General features: G+C 43.9%; 22 protein-coding genes and 1 tRNA gene. 8 read left to right on the forward strand and 15 right to left on the reverse strand.

Translation table 11 applies throughout. The annotated features are described in order from the left end of the window. Positions 1 to 67: 67 nt before the first annotated feature. From IDJ76_RS08765 to IDJ76_RS08775, 3 genes are all read right to left on the reverse strand, one after another. Complete coding sequence (locus tag IDJ76_RS08765; protein WP_078347886.1) at positions 68 to 241, reverse strand: spore protein; 174 nt, start codon at positions 239 to 241, stop codon at positions 68 to 70. A 30-nt stretch (positions 242 to 271) separates the two neighbouring features. Beyond that, a tRNA-Cys gene (locus tag IDJ76_RS08770) sits at positions 272 to 342 on the reverse strand. A 45-nt stretch (positions 343 to 387) separates the two neighbouring features. Continuing rightward, positions 388 to 1137, reverse strand: coding sequence for a TrmH family RNA methyltransferase (locus IDJ76_RS08775; RefSeq protein WP_191162859.1), 750 nt, complete (start codon positions 1135 to 1137; stop codon positions 388 to 390). 41 nt (positions 1138 to 1178) lie between these two features. Between IDJ76_RS08775 and tamL the strand changes: the two genes are divergently transcribed. Beyond that, complete coding sequence (tamL, locus tag IDJ76_RS08780; protein WP_191162861.1) at positions 1179 to 3482, forward strand: translocation and assembly module lipoprotein TamL; 2304 nt, start codon at positions 1179 to 1181, stop codon at positions 3480 to 3482. Between the two features lie 125 nt (positions 3483 to 3607). Here the strand turns inward: tamL and IDJ76_RS08785 are convergent, their stop codons facing one another. The 4 genes from IDJ76_RS08785 to IDJ76_RS08800 all read right to left on the reverse strand — a co-directional run bounded on the left by IDJ76_RS08785 (position 3608) and on the right by IDJ76_RS08800 (position 7291). Then, the gene (locus IDJ76_RS08785) at positions 3608 to 4147 is read right to left on the reverse strand and encodes a hypothetical protein (protein WP_191162863.1); all 540 of its coding nucleotides are present in this window, start codon (positions 4145 to 4147) and stop codon (positions 3608 to 3610) included. Positions 4148 to 4194: 47 nt separating this feature from the next. After that, positions 4195 to 4692 (reverse strand): TspO/MBR family protein, encoded by a 498-nt coding sequence (locus tag IDJ76_RS08790; protein WP_191162865.1) that lies wholly within the window; start codon positions 4690 to 4692, stop codon positions 4195 to 4197. Positions 4693 to 4861: 169 nt separating this feature from the next. Further along, positions 4862 to 5986, reverse strand: a complete 1125-nt coding sequence (gene hppD / locus IDJ76_RS08795; RefSeq protein ID WP_191162868.1) for a 4-hydroxyphenylpyruvate dioxygenase — start codon at positions 5984 to 5986, stop codon at positions 4862 to 4864. 147 nt (positions 5987 to 6133) lie between these two features. Beyond that, on the reverse strand, positions 6134 to 7291 hold the full coding sequence (locus IDJ76_RS08800; protein ID WP_191162870.1) for a homogentisate 1,2-dioxygenase: 1158 nt from the start codon (positions 7289 to 7291) through the stop codon (positions 6134 to 6136). 456 nt (positions 7292 to 7747) lie between these two features. On the opposite strand from IDJ76_RS08800, the gene IDJ76_RS08805 reads away from it, so the two are divergent. The 3 genes from IDJ76_RS08805 (at position 7748) to IDJ76_RS08815 (ending at position 10815) form a co-directional block, all read left to right on the forward strand. After that, the gene (locus IDJ76_RS08805; protein WP_191162872.1) at positions 7748 to 8743 is read left to right on the forward strand and encodes a fumarylacetoacetate hydrolase family protein; all 996 of its coding nucleotides are present in this window, start codon (positions 7748 to 7750) and stop codon (positions 8741 to 8743) included. Positions 8744 to 8865: 122 nt separating this feature from the next. After that, positions 8866 to 9753 carry a flavin reductase family protein gene (locus tag IDJ76_RS08810; RefSeq protein ID WP_191162874.1) on the forward strand — a complete coding sequence of 296 codons (888 nt, stop codon included), beginning with the start codon at positions 8866 to 8868 and terminating at the stop codon, positions 9751 to 9753. A 336-nt stretch (positions 9754 to 10089) separates the two neighbouring features. Next, positions 10090 to 10815 (forward strand): DUF3891 family protein, encoded by a 726-nt coding sequence (locus tag IDJ76_RS08815; protein WP_191162876.1) that lies wholly within the window; start codon positions 10090 to 10092, stop codon positions 10813 to 10815. 2 nt (positions 10816 to 10817) lie between these two features. Here the strand turns inward: IDJ76_RS08815 and IDJ76_RS08820 are convergent, their stop codons facing one another. Genes IDJ76_RS08820 through IDJ76_RS08840 form a run of 5 tightly spaced genes read right to left on the reverse strand, consistent with a single transcriptional unit; the run spans position 10818 to position 14387 of the window. Then, entirely contained in the window at positions 10818 to 11375 is a 558-nt protein-coding gene (locus tag IDJ76_RS08820; RefSeq protein WP_191162878.1) for a methyltransferase family protein, read from the reverse strand. A gap of 9 nt (positions 11376 to 11384) precedes the next feature. Continuing rightward, a complete protein-coding gene (locus tag IDJ76_RS08825) occupies positions 11385 to 12131 on the reverse strand; it encodes a LytR/AlgR family response regulator transcription factor (protein WP_191162880.1) in 747 nt (248 codons plus the stop codon). After that, positions 12128 to 13162 (reverse strand): sensor histidine kinase, encoded by a 1035-nt coding sequence (locus IDJ76_RS08830; protein ID WP_224746258.1) that lies wholly within the window; start codon positions 13160 to 13162, stop codon positions 12128 to 12130. Before IDJ76_RS08830 ends, IDJ76_RS08825 begins: the two co-directional genes overlap by 4 nt. Before the next feature lie 23 nt (positions 13163 to 13185). Then, positions 13186 to 13521, reverse strand: coding sequence for a DUF4288 domain-containing protein (locus tag IDJ76_RS08835; protein WP_191162882.1), 336 nt, complete (start codon positions 13519 to 13521; stop codon positions 13186 to 13188). Positions 13522 to 13553: 32 nt separating this feature from the next. Continuing rightward, positions 13554 to 14387, reverse strand: coding sequence for a LiaF transmembrane domain-containing protein (locus IDJ76_RS08840; protein ID WP_191162884.1), 834 nt, complete (start codon positions 14385 to 14387; stop codon positions 13554 to 13556). Positions 14388 to 14556: 169 nt separating this feature from the next. Between IDJ76_RS08840 and IDJ76_RS08845 the strand changes: the two genes are divergently transcribed. Beyond that, positions 14557 to 15696 carry a hypothetical protein gene (locus tag IDJ76_RS08845; protein WP_191162886.1) on the forward strand — a complete coding sequence of 380 codons (1140 nt, stop codon included), beginning with the start codon at positions 14557 to 14559 and terminating at the stop codon, positions 15694 to 15696. Here IDJ76_RS08845 and IDJ76_RS08850 read toward each other — a convergent pair whose 3' ends face one another. Both IDJ76_RS08850 and IDJ76_RS08855 read right to left on the reverse strand, forming a co-directional pair. Continuing rightward, positions 15697 to 16737: an agmatine deiminase family protein gene (locus IDJ76_RS08850; RefSeq protein WP_191162889.1), complete on the reverse strand. Its 1041-nt coding sequence runs from the start codon at positions 16735 to 16737 to the stop codon at positions 15697 to 15699. A 229-nt stretch (positions 16738 to 16966) separates the two neighbouring features. Next, positions 16967 to 17836, reverse strand: coding sequence for a carbon-nitrogen hydrolase (locus tag IDJ76_RS08855; protein WP_191162891.1), 870 nt, complete (start codon positions 17834 to 17836; stop codon positions 16967 to 16969). Positions 17837 to 18000: 164 nt separating this feature from the next. Here IDJ76_RS08855 and IDJ76_RS08860 point away from each other — a divergent pair, with 164 nt between their 5' ends. From IDJ76_RS08860 to IDJ76_RS08870, 3 genes are all read left to right on the forward strand, one after another. Continuing rightward, entirely contained in the window at positions 18001 to 18963 is a 963-nt protein-coding gene (locus tag IDJ76_RS08860; RefSeq protein ID WP_191162893.1) for a lysylphosphatidylglycerol synthase transmembrane domain-containing protein, read from the forward strand. Positions 18964 to 19089: 126 nt separating this feature from the next. Next, complete coding sequence (locus IDJ76_RS08865; protein ID WP_191162895.1) at positions 19090 to 20850, forward strand: aromatic amino acid hydroxylase; 1761 nt, start codon at positions 19090 to 19092, stop codon at positions 20848 to 20850. Positions 20851 to 20928: 78 nt separating this feature from the next. After that, positions 20929 to 21633, forward strand: a complete 705-nt coding sequence (locus IDJ76_RS08870; RefSeq protein WP_191162897.1) for an SDR family NAD(P)-dependent oxidoreductase — start codon at positions 20929 to 20931, stop codon at positions 21631 to 21633. A 3-nt stretch (positions 21634 to 21636) separates the two neighbouring features. Here the strand turns inward: IDJ76_RS08870 and IDJ76_RS08875 are convergent, their stop codons facing one another. Continuing rightward, entirely contained in the window at positions 21637 to 22830 is a 1194-nt protein-coding gene (locus IDJ76_RS08875; protein ID WP_191162899.1) for a cation:proton antiporter, read from the reverse strand. Positions 22831 to 22900: the final 70 nt, after the last annotated feature.

The raw sequence follows: 22900 nt of genomic DNA on the forward strand, positions 1-22900 counted from the left end.
AAAAACCCAACAAAAAAAGGCGTACCGATACATCGAAACGCCTTTTTAATTTCTTAAAAAAGAAGAATTATTTGCCTGCAGCAATAGCTAAAACAGCGTTGTTTTTTGCTATCTGGCTATCTTTTTTCTCTGCAGAACGGCTGCCTAATTCAATGTTGGTAGCTAATTTTAAAAACTGAACTTCTAAACGAGAGAAAGTTTTGTTTCTTCTATCTTTTCTTTTTAAACGAGTAACGCCCATGATCTTTTTTATTTAAATGTTTTAACCTTGAGGTCGGGAGCGGATTCGAACCGCTGTACGAGGTTTTGCAGACCTCTGCCTAGCCACTCGGCCACCCGACCATTTTTAAGGACTGCAAAAATAGTAATTATTTGTTGCCAATCAATTTATTTATACGATTTTCCTGCCGCTTCCGAACAAAATATAGCGGTAGCTATCGCAACGTTCAATGATTCGGCATTACCAATGCGCGGTATAGTAACCGCTTTAGTGACCAATTGTTGTACTGAGGGCCTAATTCCGTTGCCTTCGTTGCCCATAATTATCAATCCTTCGGTACCAAAATTTGTCGTGTATATATTTTGGCCGTTAAGCAGTGCACCAAACACAGGCAGGTTAACATGGCTCAACAGATCGTCCAGATCTGTGTAGCTAATATTTATGCGGGCCAGTGAGCCCATGGTCGCCTGTACCACTTTAGGGTTGTAGGCATCTACAGAGTCTTCTGAACAGATGACGTTGGTGATGCCAAACCAATCTGCAGTGCGGATAATGGTGCCCATATTGCCCGGATCCTGGATGCCATCTAATACTAACGAAAATTTATTTTTTAAATTCATGGGCTCCGAAACTGTTAATTGCGGTACCTTAATGGTGGCAATTATATCGGCGGGTGTTTTTAGCGAGCTGATTTTTTGAAGATCGTTTAACGAAATTTCCTGAAAGTTTATTTTTTGGGATAATTTAAGCAATTTTGGGGAATTGCCGTACGTATGAAAAATGGTATCTATCTGATAGTGTGATTCAACAAATTCAGCTATTGATTTGTGCCCTTCAACTATAAATAAACCATGTTCGCGGCGAAACTTTTTATGTTGTAAGGACGTTAGTAAACTGATCTGAGATTTTGAAAGCATATAATACACCCGTTTTTTTACGTCTTGCAATATTAAGTATTTTGGCGGTTATTATCATTCCCGGCTGTAGTACAACACGTGGAATTAAAGATAACCAGGCTTTGGTGCGCAAGCTTACGCTAAAAGGCATCGACAAAGATTTTGCGGACGCGGCGGTAATGTATGTTGATAAAGAGCAGCAGCCCAATAACTGGTTAAACCTGCAATTTTATTACCTGTTTAGCAATAAAGGCAAAAAAAATATAGGAGAGGCTCCCCGCCTTTTAGATAGTAACCTGGTTGAGTTTTCGCGCCTGCAGATCCAAAAGTTTTTACAGAATAAGGGGTATGTGAAAGCAAAAGTTGCCGATTCCATTATAGTAAAAAACAAAAAAGCCGAATTGGTTTTTACGGCAGATCAGGGGCCCTTGTTTCATGTACGTAATTTTAAAGATAGCATAGCCGATCCTAAAGTACAGGCTTTGTATCGCAGCACACGTAAATCATACTCGCACGTTAATACGGGTAGCCGATTTGATACCGATAGCCTTGCTTATGACCGCGACCAGTTTTACCAGGTAATGAAGCGTAACGGCTATTATGATTTTTATCGCCAGTACATCAGTTATCTGCCAGATAGCAGCTACAACAAAAGCATAGTCGATGTAGTGATGACGATTGACAACCCCTTAGATAAGCCCGCACACCCCATCTACAGCATCAATAATACGTTAATAACTATTGCGAAGAGCAACGGCAGGATGGAGGGCAAAGCGGATACGATACAGGTTGATTCACAGTACCGTTTTGTTGACTTTTCGGGCAGGTTTAAACCGCACACGGTAACCGATTATATATTTCAGCGCAAGGGCGAAATTTATGATCTTGATAAACAAACCTTAACCACCAGCCGCTTATCTGAGTTAAACGTTTTTCGTAATGTGCCCAGCCCCACTTACACCAAACTTCCTGATAGTACTAACCGTTTAAACACTCAAATTGATATTGTACCCTTAAAGCAGATGAGCGACCGGGTAGAGGCCGAGTTTTTGTTTAACCAGGGCCGGTACGGTTATAACCTGGGCAACACCTTTACTAACCGTAATCTTTTCAAAGAGGCTGCTATATTACAGGTGAAATTGAACTGGAGTGTATTGTTTGATAACGGGCGCGCCGTGAGCGACAATAATGGTATTCAAAACCAAGACATTAAGGCGGGCGTCAGTCTCAGCTATCCGCGGATCATTTCGCCATTTAATTTTCCAAATCTGGCCAAATTTGGCGTGCCGCATACCACCTTTGCCACCAGCCTGGGGCTGTTTTATCAAAAAGGCTTGGTGGAGCGACGCAGTTTTGTAAACTCTATCACATACGATTTCTTTGAAACCGCCCGTAAACAACATTCAATTACACCTATCAGCATCGAGTTTTCGAGCGGTACGATAGATCCGGTTGCAAGGAAGGCACTGTTAGACAGTAACCGCTACTCATATGTATACCTTATCGGGCGTACAACATTTACTTCGGGTAGCCAATACACCTTCCAGTACAATGCCAAAGAGTTGAACTCTTATGCAGATTTCACCTATTTTAGGGGTACTCTTGACATTGGCGGTAACACTTTAAGCGCAGTTAGTAAGTTAGCAAACACACCTAAAGATACTTTGGGGCAGCGCACAATTTTCGGTTACACCTTTGCCCAATATATCAAAACAGAGCTGGATTACAGGCTTTATAACAGCCTGGGTGGCGAACGCCAGTTTATCTTCAGGTTTAACCCTGGCATAGGAATTCCGTACGGTAACAGCAAGCAGCTTATTTTTGAGAAGAACTTTTATACAGGTGGCGCAAATGATATTCGTGCTTGGTTACCACGTACATTGGGCCCCGGCCAGTTTAACAGGGCTGTTTATGGTACTGATATAGCCCAGCGCGCCCGTTTAAAGTACCTTGATCAGTTTGGAGAAATAAAAATTGTGGCCAATGCGGAGTACAGGTACAAAATGGCCGATAACTTTTTCGGTACTAAATTAAAGGGTGCGTTTTTTGTAGACGCCGGCAACGTTTGGCGGTTGCACAAACAGGTAGAGAACCCTAACGGCGAATTCAGATTTAATAACTTTTTCCAGTCTACCGCCGTTGGTATTGGTACTGGTTTGCGGTTCGATTTGAGCTTTTTTATCTTTAGACTGGATGCCGCATTTAAGTTCAAAGACCCGCAATTCAATGGCTCAGATCAGTGGGTACTTGTTAAGAATTTTGGCGAATTGTTTCACACAGGTGATTTCAAGAAAAATTACCTGATCACCAATGGCGAAAGCTACAACTTTATGCAGCTTAACTTTGGCATAGGCCTGCCGTTTTAATTAGCGATAGGGTGATTGAGTGATTTTTGTTTTTTGAGTAATTTATTGATTTAAAACAACTTTCCTCATCATTGATTTTTACTACTTACTACTTACTACTTACTACTTACTACTCACTACTCACGCTAATGCACAAATATTCCCTTTAAGCCATCTATAACGCTCTGGAAAAAGGTGGGTACACTTAAACCGCTATGGTGGTTGAAATACAAAAATACCAGGAATATAATTATAGCGATGATAATAAAGCGTTTAAATAAGTAACCTATTAGGATAAGACCTATCGGGATAGAGATCAATAAGATCCAACTAATCTTAACCGGGGTAAGCTTACTATCGTGTTTATAAATGTAATACAGCATAGAGTGTGTACCGCCGTCGTTTTCATGACGTGCATACACGAAACTCGACTTTTCTATCTTATGCCTGTAAAATGCGGTGCCTTTATCAAAGGTCATTTCCTGGCTAAAGCCGTTAACCGTAAAAGCAAAGATGCCATTCACATTTTCCTGGATAATGCCTGCCGTGTCAGTCGCAACTATAGCTATCTCATCTTTAGCGAAAGGGTTTTCTTTTATCACAAAGTGATTAATGTTGATAGTATCTGCAAAAGCAAAACTGATAGCTAAGAATATAAGGCAGCATGTAAGAAATGATCTTTTCATTTGATGAATTTACGCTCTGTAAGCGTGCATAAAAATAGTCTTTTTTATTACTTGTTAATTATATAAATGCTCAGGTTAAGCACCATAGCGAAGCCCACCCAAAGTCCGTAGGGCACCAGTAGCCAGGCGGCCGTTTTGCTGCATCTGCCAAACCAGTTGATGTTTAAAATAATAGCTACCAGCAGTAAAATAATGATAATCAAAGCAGCTAAAACCTGGTGCATGCCAAAGAAAACTATAGACCAGGAGAAATTTAATAACAGCTGAACCGCATAAATATATGCCGCGGTTTTGTAGGTGGTTGAGCTATCCCTCCGTTTCCAGATAAGGTAAGCCGCTGTAGCTATAAGGAAATAGAGTAATGTCCAGGCAACAGGAAACAGCCATGGCGGTGGCGTAAAGCCGGGCTTTTTTAATGTGGAGTACCAGCCGGCAATTTCAGGGCGGGTAAATATGGATGCAACACCCCCTATACCCAATGTAATAACCAGGCTGATCAGGTATGGGATTATCCGGAATTTAGTATCGGCTGTATTCGTATTCATCGTCTGTAAAAAATTCAGATACTCCTAAAATGTTTAGGCTAATATATACGATAGTTTTAGTTTAACCAAAAAGGCCGAACGAAAATTCGCCCGGCTTTTTTGCTGTTTTTTCGATATAAATGCAGAATTATTCCTAATTATAACTATGGTTTAAAATTCTTAGATAAAATTATAGATTTCCTCTTAACTCCTGCTCGCGTTCTATCGCTTCAAACAAAGCCTTGAAATTACCCGCCCCAAAAGATTTTGCACCCTTGCGTTGAATGATCTCAAAGAACAGCGTCGGCCTGTCCTCTACCGGTTTGGTGAAGATCTGTAGCAGGTAACCTTCGTCGTCGCGGTCAACTAAAATACCCAACTCTTCCAGCGGACCTAAATCCTCATCGATATGGCCGACACGGGCGGTCAGCTCTTTGTAGTAAGAAGTAGGTACGGTCAAAAACTCTACGCCCCGGCTTTGCAGATCGGTAACGGTTTTAACAATATCGGCCGTTGCCAGGGCCATATGCTGTACGCCTTCACCTTCGTAAAACTCCAGGTACTCTTCAATCTGGCTTTTTTTCTTGCCTTCGGCCGGCTCGTTGATCGGGAATTTGACATAGCCATTGCCATTGCTCATCACCTTGCTCATCAGTGCAGAGTACTCGGTCGAGATCATCTTATCGTCAAACGTCAAAATGTTACGGAACCCCATAATATCCTCGTAAAAATTAACCCACTGGTCCATTTTATGCCAGCCCACGTTACCCACGCAATGGTCTACGTACAACAATCCTGTAACCGGTGGCTGGTAGGTAGTTTGTTTAGCTACATAGCCCGGCAAAAACGGGCCGTTGTAATTTTTACGTTCGATGAAAAGGTGAACCGTTTCGCCATACAGTTTAATGCCGCTGGTGCGTACTTCTCCATGCTCATCGGTTAGGGTTTGCGGCTCTTGGAAAGGTTCCGCTCCGCGCGACGTAGTTTGTTTAAAGGCATCGTAAGCATCATCCACCCAAAGGGCCAATATCTTTACGCCATCACCGTGCTTTTTGATATGTTCGGCAATGGGATGATCTGAATGCAAGGGTGTGGTTAATACCAGGCGAATCTTACCCTGCTGTAAAACATATGATGCGCGGTCGCGCACGCCCGTTTCCGGCCCTGCGTATGCCAGATCTTGGAAACCAAATGCTGTTTTGTAATAATGGGCCGCCTGTTTGGCATTACCTACATAAAATTCCACATAGTCGGTACCGTTAAGGGGTAAAAAATCTGTTGCGGTCGGTTTGGTATCTAATATTAATGTTTCCATTTTTTTTATTTTTTTTTATGTCATTGCGAGAAACGTAGTGACGTGGCAATCTTAGCATATCCGCTTGTCCTATCAGATTGCCGCGCTATCGCTCGCAATGACACCATATTATGTCTTGATTCTTGTGTCTTGCTGTACTGGTTCTTTTTATATCACCCAGCTTTTATAATAATTTTCATCTTCAATTCGTACGGCATCTTCGGTCAGCATCAGCGGGCGGAAGGGGTCTATCATCACGGCCAGCTCATCGGTAAATTCCTTGCCGATAGATTTCTCGACTGAACCCGGCGCAGGGCCGTGCGGTATGCCGCCGGGATGCAGGGTTATCTGGCCCTTCACCACGCTTTTACGGCTCATAAAATCACCATCTACATAGTATAATACCTCGTCGCTGTCTACATTGCTGTGATTGTAGGGCGCGGGGATGGAGAGCGGGTGATAATCAAACTTACGCGGCACAAAGGAGCAAATCACAAAGTTATTGCCCTCAAACGTTTGGTGTACAGGTGGCGGTTGGTGCACACGGCCGGTTATCGGTTCAAAATCATGTATCGAGAACGCCCAGGGATAATGGAAACCATCCCAGCCAATAAAGTCAAAAGGATGGGTACCGTAAGTGTAGGGGTAGATCAAACCTTGTTTTTTGATAAGGATCTTGAAATCGCCTTTTTGATCAATGGTTTGCAGGTTAGTTGGGCGTTTGATGTCACGTTCGCAATAAGGTGAGTGCTCCATTAACTGGCCGTAGGCATTACGATAACGTTTTGGAGAGCGGATTGGGCTGAAGCTTTCAACAATGAACAACCGGTTATCTGGCGTGTCAAACTCCAGCTGGTAAATGGTACCGCGGGGAATAACAAGGTAATCGCCATACTCAAATTTGATCTCGCCGAAGCCGGTCTTTAATTTTCCGGTACCCACGTGGATAAAGATCACCTCATCTGCCTGGCTATTCTTGTAAAAATAGTCGGTCATGCTTTTACGCGGCGCGGCTAATGATATATGCAGATCGCTGTTTACCAGCACCGGTTTGCGGCTTTTCAGGTAATCATCCTCGGGTTGGATATTAAAACCGATCAGGCTGGTGTGCTTCAGGTGTTTCTCCCGCGCTATTTTAGGTTCAACGGAATACGGTTCGCCCAGCTCCTTCACAATCGTGGGTGGGTAGGCATGGTAAACCAGCGAGTAAAGGCTGGAGAATCCTTCGGTAGAAACCAGCTCTTCGGCGTATAAAGTACCGTCGGGCTTGCGAAACTGCGTATGCCGCTTATGCGGGATAGCACCTAATGTATGGTAAATTGGCATGAATGATTGGTTTAAATGTTGGAATGTTTTAAAGCGATAAAGTTTTGAAAAACAAAAAGTTATAACGCAAAATCATTGGTGATTAAACGAACGGAAAGGAGGAATAGTTTTAAACGACAGGCTTAAACAGCCGTGCATCGTTAAAACCTTGCAGCGGCGTTAGTATTGCGCTAAAATATTCATGGCGAGCACAGCATCCCTGAAGGAAGAGGCATCACTCATAGAAGTGAGGCCGAGGGAAAAGTAAAACTGTTTTTTAATGCTCATCATTGGTATTCAAAATTACGGTATAGTAAATTAATATGCAAGCATAGTTTTAGTGAAGGGTCAGAAAGTCCGTAAGTCTAAAAGAAGTAGGTAGGGCAGCAAATAGTTTATCAGTCTGCGGAGTTTCCGACCTACGGACTTTCTGACAAAAAATACTACTTTTGATCACCAATTAAAACCAAACTGCTTATGAAATTAGTATCCTATAAAACCGAAGACCGGGAACATTTGGGCATTTACATCAAAGGGCACATTTATAATTTAAATTCATGCGATAAGCTGATCCCCGATACCATGAACGAATTTTTGTGGGGCGGCAATGAACTGATGGAGCATGCCAAAAAGGTGAACGAAGCTATTCTTTCGGGCAAAATAGAGGCTAAGGAAGAGTTGTTTTTTGAAATGCTGGCACCTGTGCCGCACCCGACATCCTGCCGGGACGGTTACGCCTTCAGGCAGCACGTGGCTGCTGCACGCCGCAACCGTAAGGTAGATATGATTGCCGAGTTTGACCAATACCCTATTTTTTACTTTACCAACCATAACGCCATACAGGGCCCCGGCGAAATCGAGTGTATGCCCGACCATTTCCAGAAGCTTGATTTTGAACTGGAAGTTGCCATAGTGCTGAACAAGAAAGGCCGTAACATCCGCGCGGCCGATGCCGACAGCTATATTGCCGGTTACATGATCATGAATGATATGAGCGCCCGTACCCTGCAAATGGAAGAAATGCTGCTGAACCTGGGTCCGGCTAAGGGGAAAGACTTTAGCACCGTGATTGGCCCCTGGCTGGTTACGCCCGATGAGTTGGAGCAATACAAGACCTCGCCTAAGGAAGGCCACACAGGTGTCACCTACAACCTGAGTATGAAATGCCATGTTAACGGCGTTGAAGTAAGCAGCGGTAATATGGCTGATATGGACTGGACCTTTGCCGAAATCATTGAGCGTTGTGCCTACGGCTGCGATGTACTGCCCGGCGATGTGATAGGCTCAGGTACGGTAGGCACCGGTTGTTTTTTAGAGCTGAATGGCACCGGCCTTTTGAATGATGCCAACTATAAGCCGCAATGGCTGCAACCCAACGACCTGGTAGAAATGGAAATTACCGGACTGGGAGTGTTGGGCAATGTAATTAAGAAGAGTAGCGATGATTTTTCGATACTCGCATTAAAAAAATAAATTAGAAACAGCGTCATTGCGAGGAGCGAATCAATCTCTACAAAGGACAAGCGGCTTGCAAAGCGCACTTTCTTATCGGGAGATTGCTTCGCTATCGCTCGCAATGACGCCTGAATATAACTATGCTCACCCTCGAAACAAAAAATCTTACCCCATTACAGATCCAATCGTATTTGAACCATGCGGTGGCGCCCCGGCCCATCTGCCTGGCATCTACCATTGATGCGGATGGCAATGTGAACCTGAGTCCGTTTAGTTTTTTTAATGTATTCAGCGTTAATCCGCCGGTTTGCGTGTTCTCGCCAAGCCGCAGGGTGAGGGATAATACTACCAAACACACGCTCGAGAATATCAGGCAGGTGCCGGAATGTGTGATCAATATTGTGAATTACGATATGGTGCAGCAAGTTTCGCTATCAAGCGTAGAATATGGGTTGGGTGTAAACGAGTTCATTAAATCGGGCTTGACCGAGCTTCCTTCTCACCTGGTTAAACCGCCCCGCGTTGCCGAATCGCCGGTGCAACTGGAGTGTGTAGTGAAAGACATTATTATCCTGGGTGATACACCCGGCGCAGGTAACCTCGTGATCGCAGAGATCAAACTGATCCACGTCAATGAAGCGGTGTTGAACGAGAACGGCCTGATAGACCAGGCTAAGATGGACTTGGTAGCCCGCCTTGGCGGCGACTGGTACGCCCGCATCACCGGCGCAAATATGTTTAAGGTAGCCAAACCGGTAAGCAGTATTGGCATCGGGGTAGATGCGATCCCGTATGCTATCCGTAACTCTAAAGTATTAACCGGGAATAACCTCGGCCAGTTAGGTAATGTCGAGTATTTGCCGGCTGATGATGCCATAGAAGCCTACGCCCAAAGGGATGAAATGAAAGAGATCTTCGATGCTACCATCGGCGATAGCCAAACCCGCGAATTGCAGTTGCATCTAAAGGCAAAGCAACTATTGGAAGAGGGTTTGGTTGATGATGCCTGGAAAGTATTATTGATTTAATATCTTAGAAATTGTGTAAAATATATGTATAGGATTACCACCGATGATATGCAGCAAATTAATAGCACCCGATTTTTAATAATCACCTTATTGTAATTCAGTAAAATCAAAAATAAAATCTGTGCTGTCACTAAGATTGTTAACAAAAACTTATAATAGTAAGCATAGCTTCCATTGCCTTCCCCATATAAGGCAATAACGATGAACCCGTCTAATATCGCCAGACAAAAGTATAAAGCAATATTCAAAATGAATAGGAGTACGTTAACAATTGCTCTTTTCATTTGTATTGATTAACCATAAATGTATTAAATATTTTAGGGTAATCGGCACTATATGATCGTCAACTACATAGAACAAGGCTGGGAAATTATAACACAACGGGCGCATGGCGTACTGGCGGCGCAAATTGCTATGCAGTGGCGCAAAAAAGACCGCCCGGAACGGTGGACAGAAACGCTGATAGCCATTGCCGACCATGATGATGCCCAGACCGAGTTGGAAGACGATGATTTGATCACCCCACTGGGCGGCCCCGTAAACTTCGGGATGAAGAAATTTGAGCCGGAACACTCCCGGAGATTGCACGATTTTTCAGTCTCCAAAAGCCGTTATATCGCTTTGCTTACTTCTATCCATATGTGTTTTTTACATGAAGCCGAGGCAGGAGATAATCCGGCGGTAAAACCGTTTTTAGCGGAACAGAAAAAGCTCCAGGCAAAATGGCGTAAAGAATTAAACCTCACCCAAAAAGAAATTAAAAGGGTTTACGGATTAATGGAATGGTGCGACGCATTTTCTTTATTGCTTGCCCAGCACGATTTACAGCCCGAAAGCCGCGTTATTGAAGTTAGCCAGGGGCCGGATGCCCAACAGTATAAATTGATGCGAAAGCCAAACGGATCACTCAGCATTAACCCATGGCCGTTTGAAGAGACGAACTTTAGTTTGAGCCTGGAAACGCGTGTGCTTTCAACCTTACAGTTTAAGAGTGGCTCCCAATTTAAAAAGGAAATGGCAGCTGCCGAAGTGGTAGAGAAGGTTTGGCAGATGGAGAAGTGATATTAATGCACAAAAGGAATTAATCCCCAAGCTTCTTTTTTATATTGCAGGTAAGCATCGCCAAACTGCCCGGTGAGGGCTTTTTCTTCTATCCGGATGCGCATCAGGAAAACGGCCAATACTGCAACTACTACGATCAGCAAGCTATACCAATTGTTAAGCGACAGGCCAAAACCGATAAAGGTGATGAATGATGCCGTGTAAGACGGGTGCCTGAAGTTTTTGTACAATCCTTTTTTCACCAATTGATGACCTTCGCGGATAGTCACGTCCACCGTAAAGTACTTACCCAGGGTATAAACGGCTACAATGCGGAGGATGATGCCGATAATAATTACCGCCAACCCCACATAGCGGATATAATCCTCGGCAATAGCCATTGTAAAACTTACGGAAGTAAAGAGCGCCGCCATGATCGCAGCCACAACTACCACCCAGATAAACAGCAGGGAATGCTTATCCTCGCCTTGCTTATCCGTATAGTTGGATTTGAGCAGGCGGTTAAGCACCAACTCGGATATAAACCAAATAATATAAGTACCCAGGAATAAGTTATTCATCGTAATGGATTAAATGCCCAGTACTTGTTTCAACTTCACGTAGCCGGTTTTACTTACCGGGATCTTGGCGCCCGATTTCAAAATGGCCAGGTGGCTGTCCTTCTCATAAGGGTCTAACCGGGTAATTTGGTTAATGGCAATGATGTACGAGCGGTGTACACGCACAAACTGGCGCGGGTCTAAAGTCTTTTCGAAAAATGCCATTGTTTTGTTCTTCAGGAACGAACCTTCAGCGGTGATTACGCTTACGTAATCGTCATCGGCTTGCAGGTATTCCACATCCAATACCGAAATGATCTTTACCTTGGTGCCGGTTTTTACCACAATACGCTCGTTTTGTGCGGGCGATTGTGCGGCTTCTTCCAACAACGGGTTGGTTTTGGTAACCGGCGTAGGGCCTGCGGGGGCTTGCGCTAACAGTTTTTCTATCGCCTTGTTAAAACGCTCTTTGCTGAATGGCTTTAAAAGGTAATCAACCGCATGTGCTTCAAAGGCTTTAATAGCGTACTCGTCAAATGCTGTGGCGAAGATCACAGCGGGCGGGTTATCTACCAGTTCCAGCATCTCGAAGCCGTTGATCTTGGGCATCTGCACGTCCAGAAAGATCAGGTCGGGCTGGTGCTGCTGAATGGCTTTAAGCCCTTCAAAACCATCGCCGCATTCCTGCAAAACTTCAATCTGCTTAAAATTCTGCAAATATTCCAGTACAACCATACGTGCCAGGGGCTCGTCGTCAATAATTAAAGCCGTTATCATAGCTGCGGTATTTTTATAATGGTTGTAAATATATTATCATTTGCGTGAGTTTCCATCAGATCGTTACGGGCAAATATCAAATAAAGCCTGCGCTGCACCCCGCTTAAGCCGAAACCGGTGCCTTTACGCGGCCGCGAGGTTTTAGGGTCGTACGGGTTTTGGATCATGATGATCAGGTATTGCTCCTCCACTTCGGCACGGATGCTTACGGTAACGTCGCCAATGGTATCATACAAGCCGAATTTAATGGCATTCTCAACCAATGGCTGTAATAATAACGAGGGCAGCAACTTTTCGCCGCAGGCATTATCGCAGCTTATTTCGGTTTGCAGGCGGTGGCCAAAACGTACCTTCTCTATTTCCAGGTAAAGGTTCAGGTGCGATAGTTCGTCCGTGAGGGGCACCAATAGCTGATCGTCCTTTTTCAAGGTGCCGCGTAAAAAGTCCGATAGCTGATGGATCATCTTCCTTGCTTCATCAGGCTTAAAACCGATCAAGGCATTAATGGAATTTAGACTGTTGAACAAAAAATGTGGCTGCAGTTGCTGGCGCAGGTTATAAAGTTCAGCATCACGGGCCAGTTTTTCGGCTTCTGTTTTGCGCAGTTCAGTTTTTTTATGATCGAGCTGCGAGTAAAATAGCGCGCTGATCATGGCCATCCAGCCAATGGCTAAAAACACCGTGAAATATCTGATCACTAATGATTGCACCAAAAAGTTTTGATAAACCTGCCCCATATCAAATAATGGCAACAGGTAACGACAACCGGCGACACAGGCGGCGGCAAGGGCGGCGCACCAGATGAGCAGGTACACGTAGCTTTCTTTATCGGGCTGGTAGTACCGCAGGTTATTATTAATTAACCAGCAAGCCAACGATAGCAAGATCCCGCTAAGAGAAGCATCAACTATAGCCGTAAACCATACAAAGCCAAAACTATGGATGATATAAGCCTGCAGGGCGGCCCAAACCAACCCACAGATAGCAAAAGCCCCTAATAATTTTGATTGCGATATATGTGATGCCGCCAAAGCTTTGTTTGTTTAGGTAAGGTTTAGTTTTTTACACCCAGCAGGGCACTTTTATGATGCGCCCAGGCAATATACAGGTCTGGGTCTTGTGCTTCGTGTATGTTATAATAAAGCTCGGTTCCGTCGGCAAGTCCGTTTATGGCGTTTAGCTCGGCCACATCAATAAACTGCCATTTAACAGTTTGCTTTTGTGCGTTCAAAAAGCTGTCCTGGTTGGCATGGCCAATGTTGCTGGCCTTTTCATAGGCCTGTACTTCAGTATCGGCGTTGATCAGGCGCAGCTGCTCGTCAAACTGCGCGTTATGTTCGCCGTTGCCGCTAATCACCCTAAAAATTAATTTTGCTACGTACCAGTTCATAATAAAAATATTGAGTTGATAAATAGGTTAAATTAATAGCTGCGGATATCTACCCCGGCAAATAAGGATACACCTTTTAATACCAATACCTTATTGTGGTTAATGGCCGATGGGTTTTTGATGCGCTTATCATCAACGGCAGCAAATACTGCGGCCAGATCTGGCACTACCTGCCAGTTGACCGGCACAATTATTTTGGTGCCGCCAAATACCTGGGTAATATCGATCACCACCCGGCCATGAATATCGGCCTGGGTAAAATCAAGCTCTGTACCGCCAAATATATTGGTGATATCGCCACCACGAAAGTTTTTGGAGAAGATGGTTTTGTTAACCCCGCCAAATATGGCCGTAGCATTCAAAATATCGTCGTAAGAATGCGGGGGCACATTGGTGCTGCCGGGATTCAAAGGATCTACCGGTGGTACGTTTGCCGAGTCATAATCCGCATCACCAAAGTTGGCCAAAGGCTTATCGGCAGGTGTTGCCTGGTATTTGCTGTCCCAGTAATCGCTGTTAACGGCGGCAGGGTTATGGTGCGAGCCTCTTTTAGAGATGATCCACAAGCCTAAACCGATGATTGCTACCGGCCAGACAAAGCCGCCCACGTTGTGCAGGTTCTCTGTCAGCATGAAAATACCGCCTAAGCCGATCAGCACAATGGCCGATGATTTTTGGAAGTTGCTGCGGGCACCGATCACCAGGCCCCAGAAAATTAGCCATAAAGGCCAAAGGTCGATAGAATCGGGGATGATATCTATATCGAATTGCTTGAGCAGTAAGAAACAGCCTACTGCCAGTAATATGCCCCCGGCCATTACTTTGCCGCGAGGGGTTTTTGTTGCGTTATCTATATTGTTGAACATGGTATGTTTTAATTTTAATCTTGACCAAAACTAATGTAAGAAAACACATATGCAAACCTATAATTGGTAATACATTTAAAGAAGTCGGTAAGGGTGGGGGAATTGTCGGTGAAAAGAGTGAAGAATATAGTTTAGGGATTTTCTATATTTAAAAACCTAAATTATTGTAATGGAAAAAGAGTATAAGATTAGCGTTCTATATAAGATTGTGTATGGGATATTTATAACCATAATATTTGGTTTTGCGGTGTTCCTAACAAGCGAGGGTCTGAAAAAACATCATTCAACATCTAACTATATAAGTGGTGTTTTAGCTTTCGTTATAGGTGCTGTTTGGACACTATACCTAAAAATGAAGAGAGTTATAATAGCAGAAGATGCTGTAGAGGTGATAAGCTTATTTGGAAGCTGCAAGGTGTATGCCGATGGTATAAAAGGCTTTAGAGTCATGGATAAACTTTTAATCATTTATTTGATTAACGGCGAGAGAAAGAAATTGCGGATATATGGACCGCAACTCATGGACAAGAGCGAAGAAATGATAGCTCAACTAAGTAATTTGTGCCCAGATTTAGATACTGTAGAATATCAACAAGAAATGGGACTTATCTTAAACGATAATGCTTTAGGCTATTCTGAAAATGAACGCAATGAAAAGCTTGAAAGCGCGAAGAGAAAAGCCCTGATATTTAATATCGGCGGTGGTGTTTTATTTGTTGGTTGTTTTTTTAGAAATTACGGTTTTATAGTTTGTTTGATGACTTTTTTTTACCCTTTAATAGGGATATTCTTAATTATTTCCGGTAAAGGGTTGATCAAATTTTTTACAAAGAATAATAGTCCCTTACCATCGGTATATGTTGGCATGTATATCCCAAGCATGGTATTGTTGATCGTCACCATAATTGATTATCATATCATTAACCACAGCGATGTTTGGGTTCCCTTTTTATTGATAAGCTCGGTTTTAATAATTGTGATAAGTATTAAAGGCATCACTAAAAAAGGTGGAGCAGCGCAATTTGTTATTCTACTGGTTATTGCCTTGTTTTATGGATATGGTAGTACGCTGATGATCAATTGTGGTTTTGATCAATCTGCACCCCAAATATTTGATGCAACAGTTGTAGACAAGTATAAAACTAAGGATGTGCCTTACGTTAAAATAAGTGATTGGGGGAGTTACAAAGAATCGGGCGAAATCAAAATTCTAAATAGCTTTTATGAACAGGTGCAAATTGGCTCAACAATAAAGGTCAATTCAAAAAGGGGGGGCCTTAATATCCCTTGGTATTACATCCCCCAATAACTACACCGCCGGTTCCTGCTGGCTCAGGCAGTGAAAACTCCCCAGTCCCCAGATAATATCCGTTGAATCGATGCCGACTACCTTCCTGTCGGGGAAACAATCCTGGATAATGTCTAAAGCTTTATCGTCATGATGTGAGCGGAAGGTAGGTACAACCACTGCCGCGTTTCCAATGTAAAAGTTAGCGTATGATGCCGGCAGCCGCTGATCTTCATAGACCACCGGCTCGGGCATAGGTAATTCCACAATATTCAATTGCTTTCCGTTAAGCAGGCGCATGGTTTTTAAGGTTTGCAGGTTCTCTTGCAGGATGTGGTAGTTTTCGTCGTTCTTATTTTGCTCTACTACGGTCAAAACCGTATCGGTGTTTACAAAGCGGGTAATATCATCTATATGGCCGTCGGTATCGTCGCCGATGATGCCATCGCCCAGCCAAAGCACCTGTTCCACACCGTAGTAATTTTGCAGGTACCCTTCTATTTGCTGCTGGTTTAAATGCGGGTTGCGGTTTTTGTTGAGCAGGCAGGCAGTAGTGGTTAGCAAGGTGCCTGCGCCATTAAAATCAACAGAGCCGCCTTCCATCACAATACCCGGATAGTAAACCGGCAAGCCCAAGTGTTCGCCTATTTTAGTAGGGATCACATCGTCCAGATCATACGGAGGATATTTATCCCCCCAGGCATTATACCCCCAATCGACAATTACTTTTTCTTTAGTTTCATAATTCACCAAAAACGCGGGGCCGTGATCGCGGCACCAGGCATCGTTGGTTGGGAAATGATAAAATTCAATTTTTTTAAGGTCCACCCCGGCGGCTAACAATTGTTGTTTGGCAAATACTTCCATCTGTTCACCGGCAACGTTTATGCGCACCAGCTGACCTTCGGACACTATTTTTATAAACTCACAATATCTGGGATAGATAAGCGGGAGTTTTCCCGGCCATGATGCCTCTTTATGCGGCCAGCTTAACCACATAGCGGTTTGTTTAGCCCATTCGGCAGGAAAATGAAATCCGGTTGGTATGTTGATAGTGTTCATTATGGGGTTTTATCTAAACCGTTATGGCTAGGTACAAAGTAATTCCAAACATACAGAGCGGATCTGCGTATCGGGGATTGCCTCTTACCACGCAATGACGGGGTTGGTCGGTCTTTTTATTATTTATAAACTACCATGTCATTGCAAGGAGCGGAACGACTTGGCAATCTCATAGCTATGCAGATATGCTGAGATTGCCGCGCTATCGCTCGCAATGACATAGGTTAAGTTAATCGCCATCTATTAAACGCTTCGTTATCGGTTGATATGAATCGATACGACGATCCCTCAAAAACGGCCAGTGGCTGCGGTAGTAATCTGATTTATCAAGATCCAGCTCCATTACTACAATCTCTTCCTGATCGGGCGTGGTTTGGTGCATTAAAGCGCCGAACGGATTGGCAAAGAATGATCCTCCCCAAAATTTAACGCCGGCCTCTTCACCTACACGATTTACGCTAACCACGTAAACGCCGTTAGCCACCGCGTGCGAGCGTTGGATTGTTTGCCAGGCATTGTATTGCTCTATGTTGGTAGCCTCGTCCTGCGTGGTTGCCCAGCCAATGGCGGTTGGGTAAAACAAGATCTCGGCACCCATTAAGGCCGTGATGCGTGCAGCTTCCGGGTACCACTGGTCCCAGCAGATCAACACGCCTATAGTGGCGAATTTAGTTTTGAAAACCTTGTAGCCCAGGTCGCCGGGGGTAAAGTAAAATTTCTCGTAAAAACCGGGATCATCGGGGATGTGCATTTTGCGGTATTTACCCAAGTATTGGCCGTCGGCATCTAAAACGGCGGTAGTATTATGGTAAACACCCTGTGCCCGTTTCTCAAACAGGGAGGCAATGATCACTACGCCCAATTCACCCGCAACAGCCGATAAAGCATTGGTAGATGGGCCGGGGATAGACTCTGCCAGTGCGAAATTGTCGTAATCCTCTACATCGCAAAAGTATAACGATGTAAAAAGCTCCTGAAGGCAAACAATCTGCGCGCCTTTTGCTGCAGCCTCACGTACCTTTACAATAGCCTTATCCAGGTTTTCCTGTTTGTTTGCGGTGCAAGTCATTTGCACAATACCTACTTGTACTTTAGCCATGGCGCAAAGTTAGCAATTATTGAAATATCGGATTGTAGATTTTAGGATTTAATGACATGGTTACATGATGATGATTAGCCCGTAACTGTTAAAAACTGTGAAATAGACAGGAACAAAAACAGGGTAATCTAAAAAAAGCATAGCTTTGCACCTGAATGAAAAACATGGCACAAATAGAGGAAGACGAAGCGGAGCAGCTTGTAAAACCCAAAACCTGGAAAGACAGGGTGTGGAGCATAACTAAAGTGCTGCTTAAATTCGGGGTTACCTCGGTTTTATTATACTTTGTTTTTCGTAAAGTTGATTTTCAGCAGGTAAAATACCGGCTAATCCATGCTAATTACTGGTGGATGCTGGCTGCGCTGGTGAGTTTTTTTGTATCTATTGTAATATCGTCCTGGCGGTTATCCAGTTTTTTCAAGTCAATCCAGTTGAAGTTAGATGCCCGATTCAACTTCCGGCTTTACCTGCTGGGTTTGTTCTATAATTTCCTGCTCCCGGGCGGGATAGGCGGCGATGGTTACAAGATATATCTGCTGAATAAAACGTATAAACTGCCTGCTAAAAAGGTTTTCTGGGCTATCATGTTTGATAGGTTGAGCGGCCTTTGGGCCATCGGGTTAATCATTGTGGCCCTTATCTTTCTGATCCCGCAGATAGATATCCATATCGGCATACCTTTAGGTATTTTCATCGGTGGTTCTATTATTTACTATTTCGTGGCTTATAAGTTCTTCAGAGAATACACCCGGTACTTTTTCGCGGCGCATGCCAAGGCAGTTGTGGTACAAACCTTACAGGTATCGGCCATTGTGTTTATTTTATTAGGACAAGATTTTACCGGCAAGTTTTCGCCCTACCTGCTTTCATTCCTTATTTCGGCATTGGCTACGGTTATCCCCATCAGTATTGGTGGTGCGGGCGTGCGGGAGACAGTTTTTACCTGGCTTAGCCGCTTCTTTCCAATGGAAAAAAGCCTTACCGTTTTCTTACCGGGTACCTTTTATCTCATCTCCATATTAGTGGCGCTACTGGGCGTTTATTATGTACTTCGCCCCAGCCGTTTAGAGGATGGGTTATCTAAAGCCGAAGTAAATTTGGAAATTGGCAATGATAAAGATATTTAATTTGTCAGCCTATTTTTAACTCCCAATAAAGCACGTTGTTTTGTCATTTTATCGGTTAAAAGCTTGATTTAGTTAAACCATAATCCATAGTTTTACGTTTTCTAAATAAAACCTAAGAGCTACGGCATGAGCGATTTTAATGATTTTAATAACCCGCAGGTTGCGGCATTGCCCCGCCATTTAAAGCAGTTTATAGTAAACCAGCATTACGAACATTATACCCCGGTAGATCATGCGGTGTGGCGATACGTAATGCGCCAGAACTACAGTTACCTGAAAGATGTTGCCTACTATCCTTACATACCCGGACTACAAAAAGCAGGGCTGACTATTGAAAAAATCCCCGATCTGCAGGATATGAATAACGCGCTGGCCAAAATTGGCTGGGGTGCGGTTACGGTAGATGGTTTTATACCGCCCGCCGCCTTTATGGAATACCAGGCTTATAAAGTGCTGGTAATTGCAGCCGACATCCGGCAGTTAAAACATATTGAATACACACCCGCGCCGGATATCATCCATGAGTCGGCCGGGCATGCACCCATTATTGCCGATAAAGATTACCACGAATACCTGAGCTATTTTGGGTCGATAGGAGCTAAGGCGATGTTCAGCGCGCAGGATTTTGAGTTGTATGAAGCTATTAGGGCCTTATCGATATTAAAAGAAATGCCCGATGCCGACGAAGCTGAAATTAAGAAAGCTGATGAGTTGGTAGCTCATCGCCAGGATCACATGGGCGAACCTTCAGAAATGGCCCTCCTAAGCCGTCTGCACTGGTGGACGGTAGAGTACGGGCTGATCGGCACTTTAGCAGAGTCAAAGATTTACGGAGCAGGTTTGTTGTCGTCTATCGGCGAAAGTGCCAGCTGCATGATGGATGCGGTAAAGAAACTACCTTACACCATTGATGCCCTTAACTATAGTTACGATATTACCAAAACGCAGCCGCAGCTATTTGTTACCCCAACCTTCCAAAACCTGATTAATGTTTTAGAAACTTTTGCCGATACTATGTCGTTCCGCTGTGGCGGCGCTTACGGCTTGCAAAAGGCAATCGACAGTAAAAATACCTGCACCGCGGTTTACAGCTCGGGCTTGCAGGTGTCGGGTACCTTTACAGAGTTTGCCAGGGATGACGAAGAAGGAACAGTGTTTATTAAAACCACAGGGCCAACTGCTTTGGCTATTAATAATAAACAGCTGAAAGGTCACGGGAAGGATTACCATAAAGAAGGTTTTAGTTCGCCGGTGGGCCGATTAAAAGGATCTGATAAACCATTAGAAAACTTCTCAATTGAAGAACTAAAGTCTATTGGATTAGAACAAGGGAAAAAAGCTGATTTAGTATTTGAAAGCGGTATCACCGTATCGGGTAAGGTTAAAACGATTCATGCTGAAGGCGAGAAGATCCAGCTTATTACATTCACCGATTGTACGGCAAAGGATAAAACCGGTAACATCGTGTTCGATCCCTTATGGGGAGTTTATGATATGGCTGTGGGTGAGAAGATCACTTCGGTATATTGCGGTGCGGCAGATAAGGACGCATTCCTGGAGATCGCCTACAAATCAAACACAGGTACCTATCACGCCGAATACGATTACAAAACCACGAAACTGCATAAGCTTTACCAGCAGGTACGCAACCGCAGGCATACCGGCGGCGACCTGGGGTTTTTAGGTAATGTTTGGATGATGCTGCAACGTTACCATTATGATGATTGGCTGTGCGCATTGGAGATATTGGAATTATTGGAGCATGAAAGTGCTGAGCCGCAATTAGTTGAAGAAATCCGGAGATTTTTGGAACGAAAAGCTGCTAATGAGACGGAGAACAGGAAACTGATTAACGATGGCTTGTACCTCATCAAACACCCGGTGTAGGAACAGTTGGTGGTTTGAGTACAAATACTAAATTTGCGATAACATTAAAATTCTCTCTTTAGGGGGTAAAGGGGCAACATGAACATTATTATTACAGGCGCAAGCAGCGGCGTTGGTTTTGAAGCTGTATTAGAATTGATCTTATCGGGCAAGCATAAGGTAATTGCACTGGCGCGCTCGCAGGATAAACTTGAACGCCTGCTGGAGATTGCCAAAGGCCTAAACCCCGATTGCGAGATCTTTGCCATAGCATTCGATATCGTACATGATGATTACGCAGGACTGCAACAATTCATCGCCGCTAATTTTGACGGCCGGGTTGATGTGCTGGTCAATAACGCCGGGGTGTTGGTTAACAAGCCTTTTACCGAACTTTTAGAAACCGATTTTGTAGAGATGCTGCAAAGTAACTATATCGGCCATGTGCGCATTATTCAAAGCCTGCTGCAGTTTATGAGCGAGGGTTCACACATTCTCAATATAGGTAGTATGGGCGGCTACCAAGGTAGCGCCAAGTTTAACGGCCTGTTAGCTTACTCGGCAAGTAAAGCGGCCTTACACACGCTTACGGAGTGCCTGGCGCAAGAGTTGGTGGAGCAAGGCATCAAGGTAAATTGCCTGGCGTTAGGTTCGGCGCAAACAGAAATGTTGGAACGTGCGTTCCCGGGTTACGAATCGCCGGTTATGGCATTTGAAATGGGTAAATACATTGCCGATTTTGCCGTTACAGGGCATCGTTTTTTTAACGGAAAGGTGCTACCTGTGGCAATAAGTACGCCGTAATGGTTATACATCTCCAAATTCGTGCGTCGCTGACCTTTTAGTGCCCAATAGCCCCAAACTCATAATAATGCTCGTTCCTAATATCACCACAAATAATAGGCTTGTCCCTAATGCCGGGATCTTCAGTTCGGCAGGGATATTATAATAAAGCAATACGCTAATCAACCCTCTTGGGATAAGCACCATCTCGGGCATCAGGCTTAACCTAAGTACCAGCTTCAGATACAGGAACCGTACCAGGTAAATCAGCAATAATATTAAACCGCCGTTTACCAGCACGGCAACATCCTGCAATTGGTAAATATTCATGGTATACCCAAAAATGATAAAAAAGAAAGTGCGCATAATAAAGGCGCTTTCGGCCGATAGCTGGAAAAGCTGCTTGATATCATAATTAAGCGCCGGATAAATAAAGTATCTGCGGAACCACGCAAAGTGGATCTGCCCGGCGTTATTCAGAAACAGGCCCAGCGCCAGTACGATGATCAGCGAGGACAGGTGGTATGATTGCCCTATGCTGTAAACCAATATCAGGATTGAAATAATTAGGAATGATTTTACGTGGTGCGATAACCGGCCTATAAGGTAAAGTAACAACAGACAAGAACATATTGCTACAAATATGATCAGGATCAGATCGTTGCCTAATTTGGTGAACGACGAAAATCCGATCTGCTTATTATTGATCATGAAGTTGAACAGTATAACTGTAAGGATATCAGAAAAGGACGACTCATAGATTATAAATTCCTTCTTATCCTTACGCATACCAGATGCTGACGGGATGGCAATGGCCGAGCTTACTACGCAAAACGGTATAGCATTAACAAAACATCGGTAAATACTTTCGCTGCTGATGTAGTAAAAGGCACCGGTAACCAGCACCGCCGTACCCAGAAGAATACTTAGTGCAGATAGAAACGATTTTTTGATAACCGCGTTTTTATCCTTTGTGTACTTTAATTCTAAAGCACCTTCAAATACGATCAGAATCAACCCCAGGGTACCTAAAGTGGGCAGTATAGAAATGAAGTTAAATTTAAGCAGCCCGAAATAATCAACGATGAGTTTGATGCCTATGCCCAAAAACAACAGGAGGATAACAGATGGGATCTTTGTTTTGCCTGCAATCAAATCAAACAGGTACGAAAAAATTACCAATCCGCTAAGGATGATGAGTGTGGTATAGGTAGTCAAATTATATACTTATCGGTGAGAACAAAGTTCATTAATCTGTAGTTTCAACGGCTAACATAAGCAAATGTTC

The sequence above is a fragment of the Mucilaginibacter glaciei genome (assembly GCF_014773245.1).
In the GTDB taxonomy this organism is placed as follows: domain Bacteria; phylum Bacteroidota; class Bacteroidia; order Sphingobacteriales; family Sphingobacteriaceae; genus Mucilaginibacter; species Mucilaginibacter glaciei.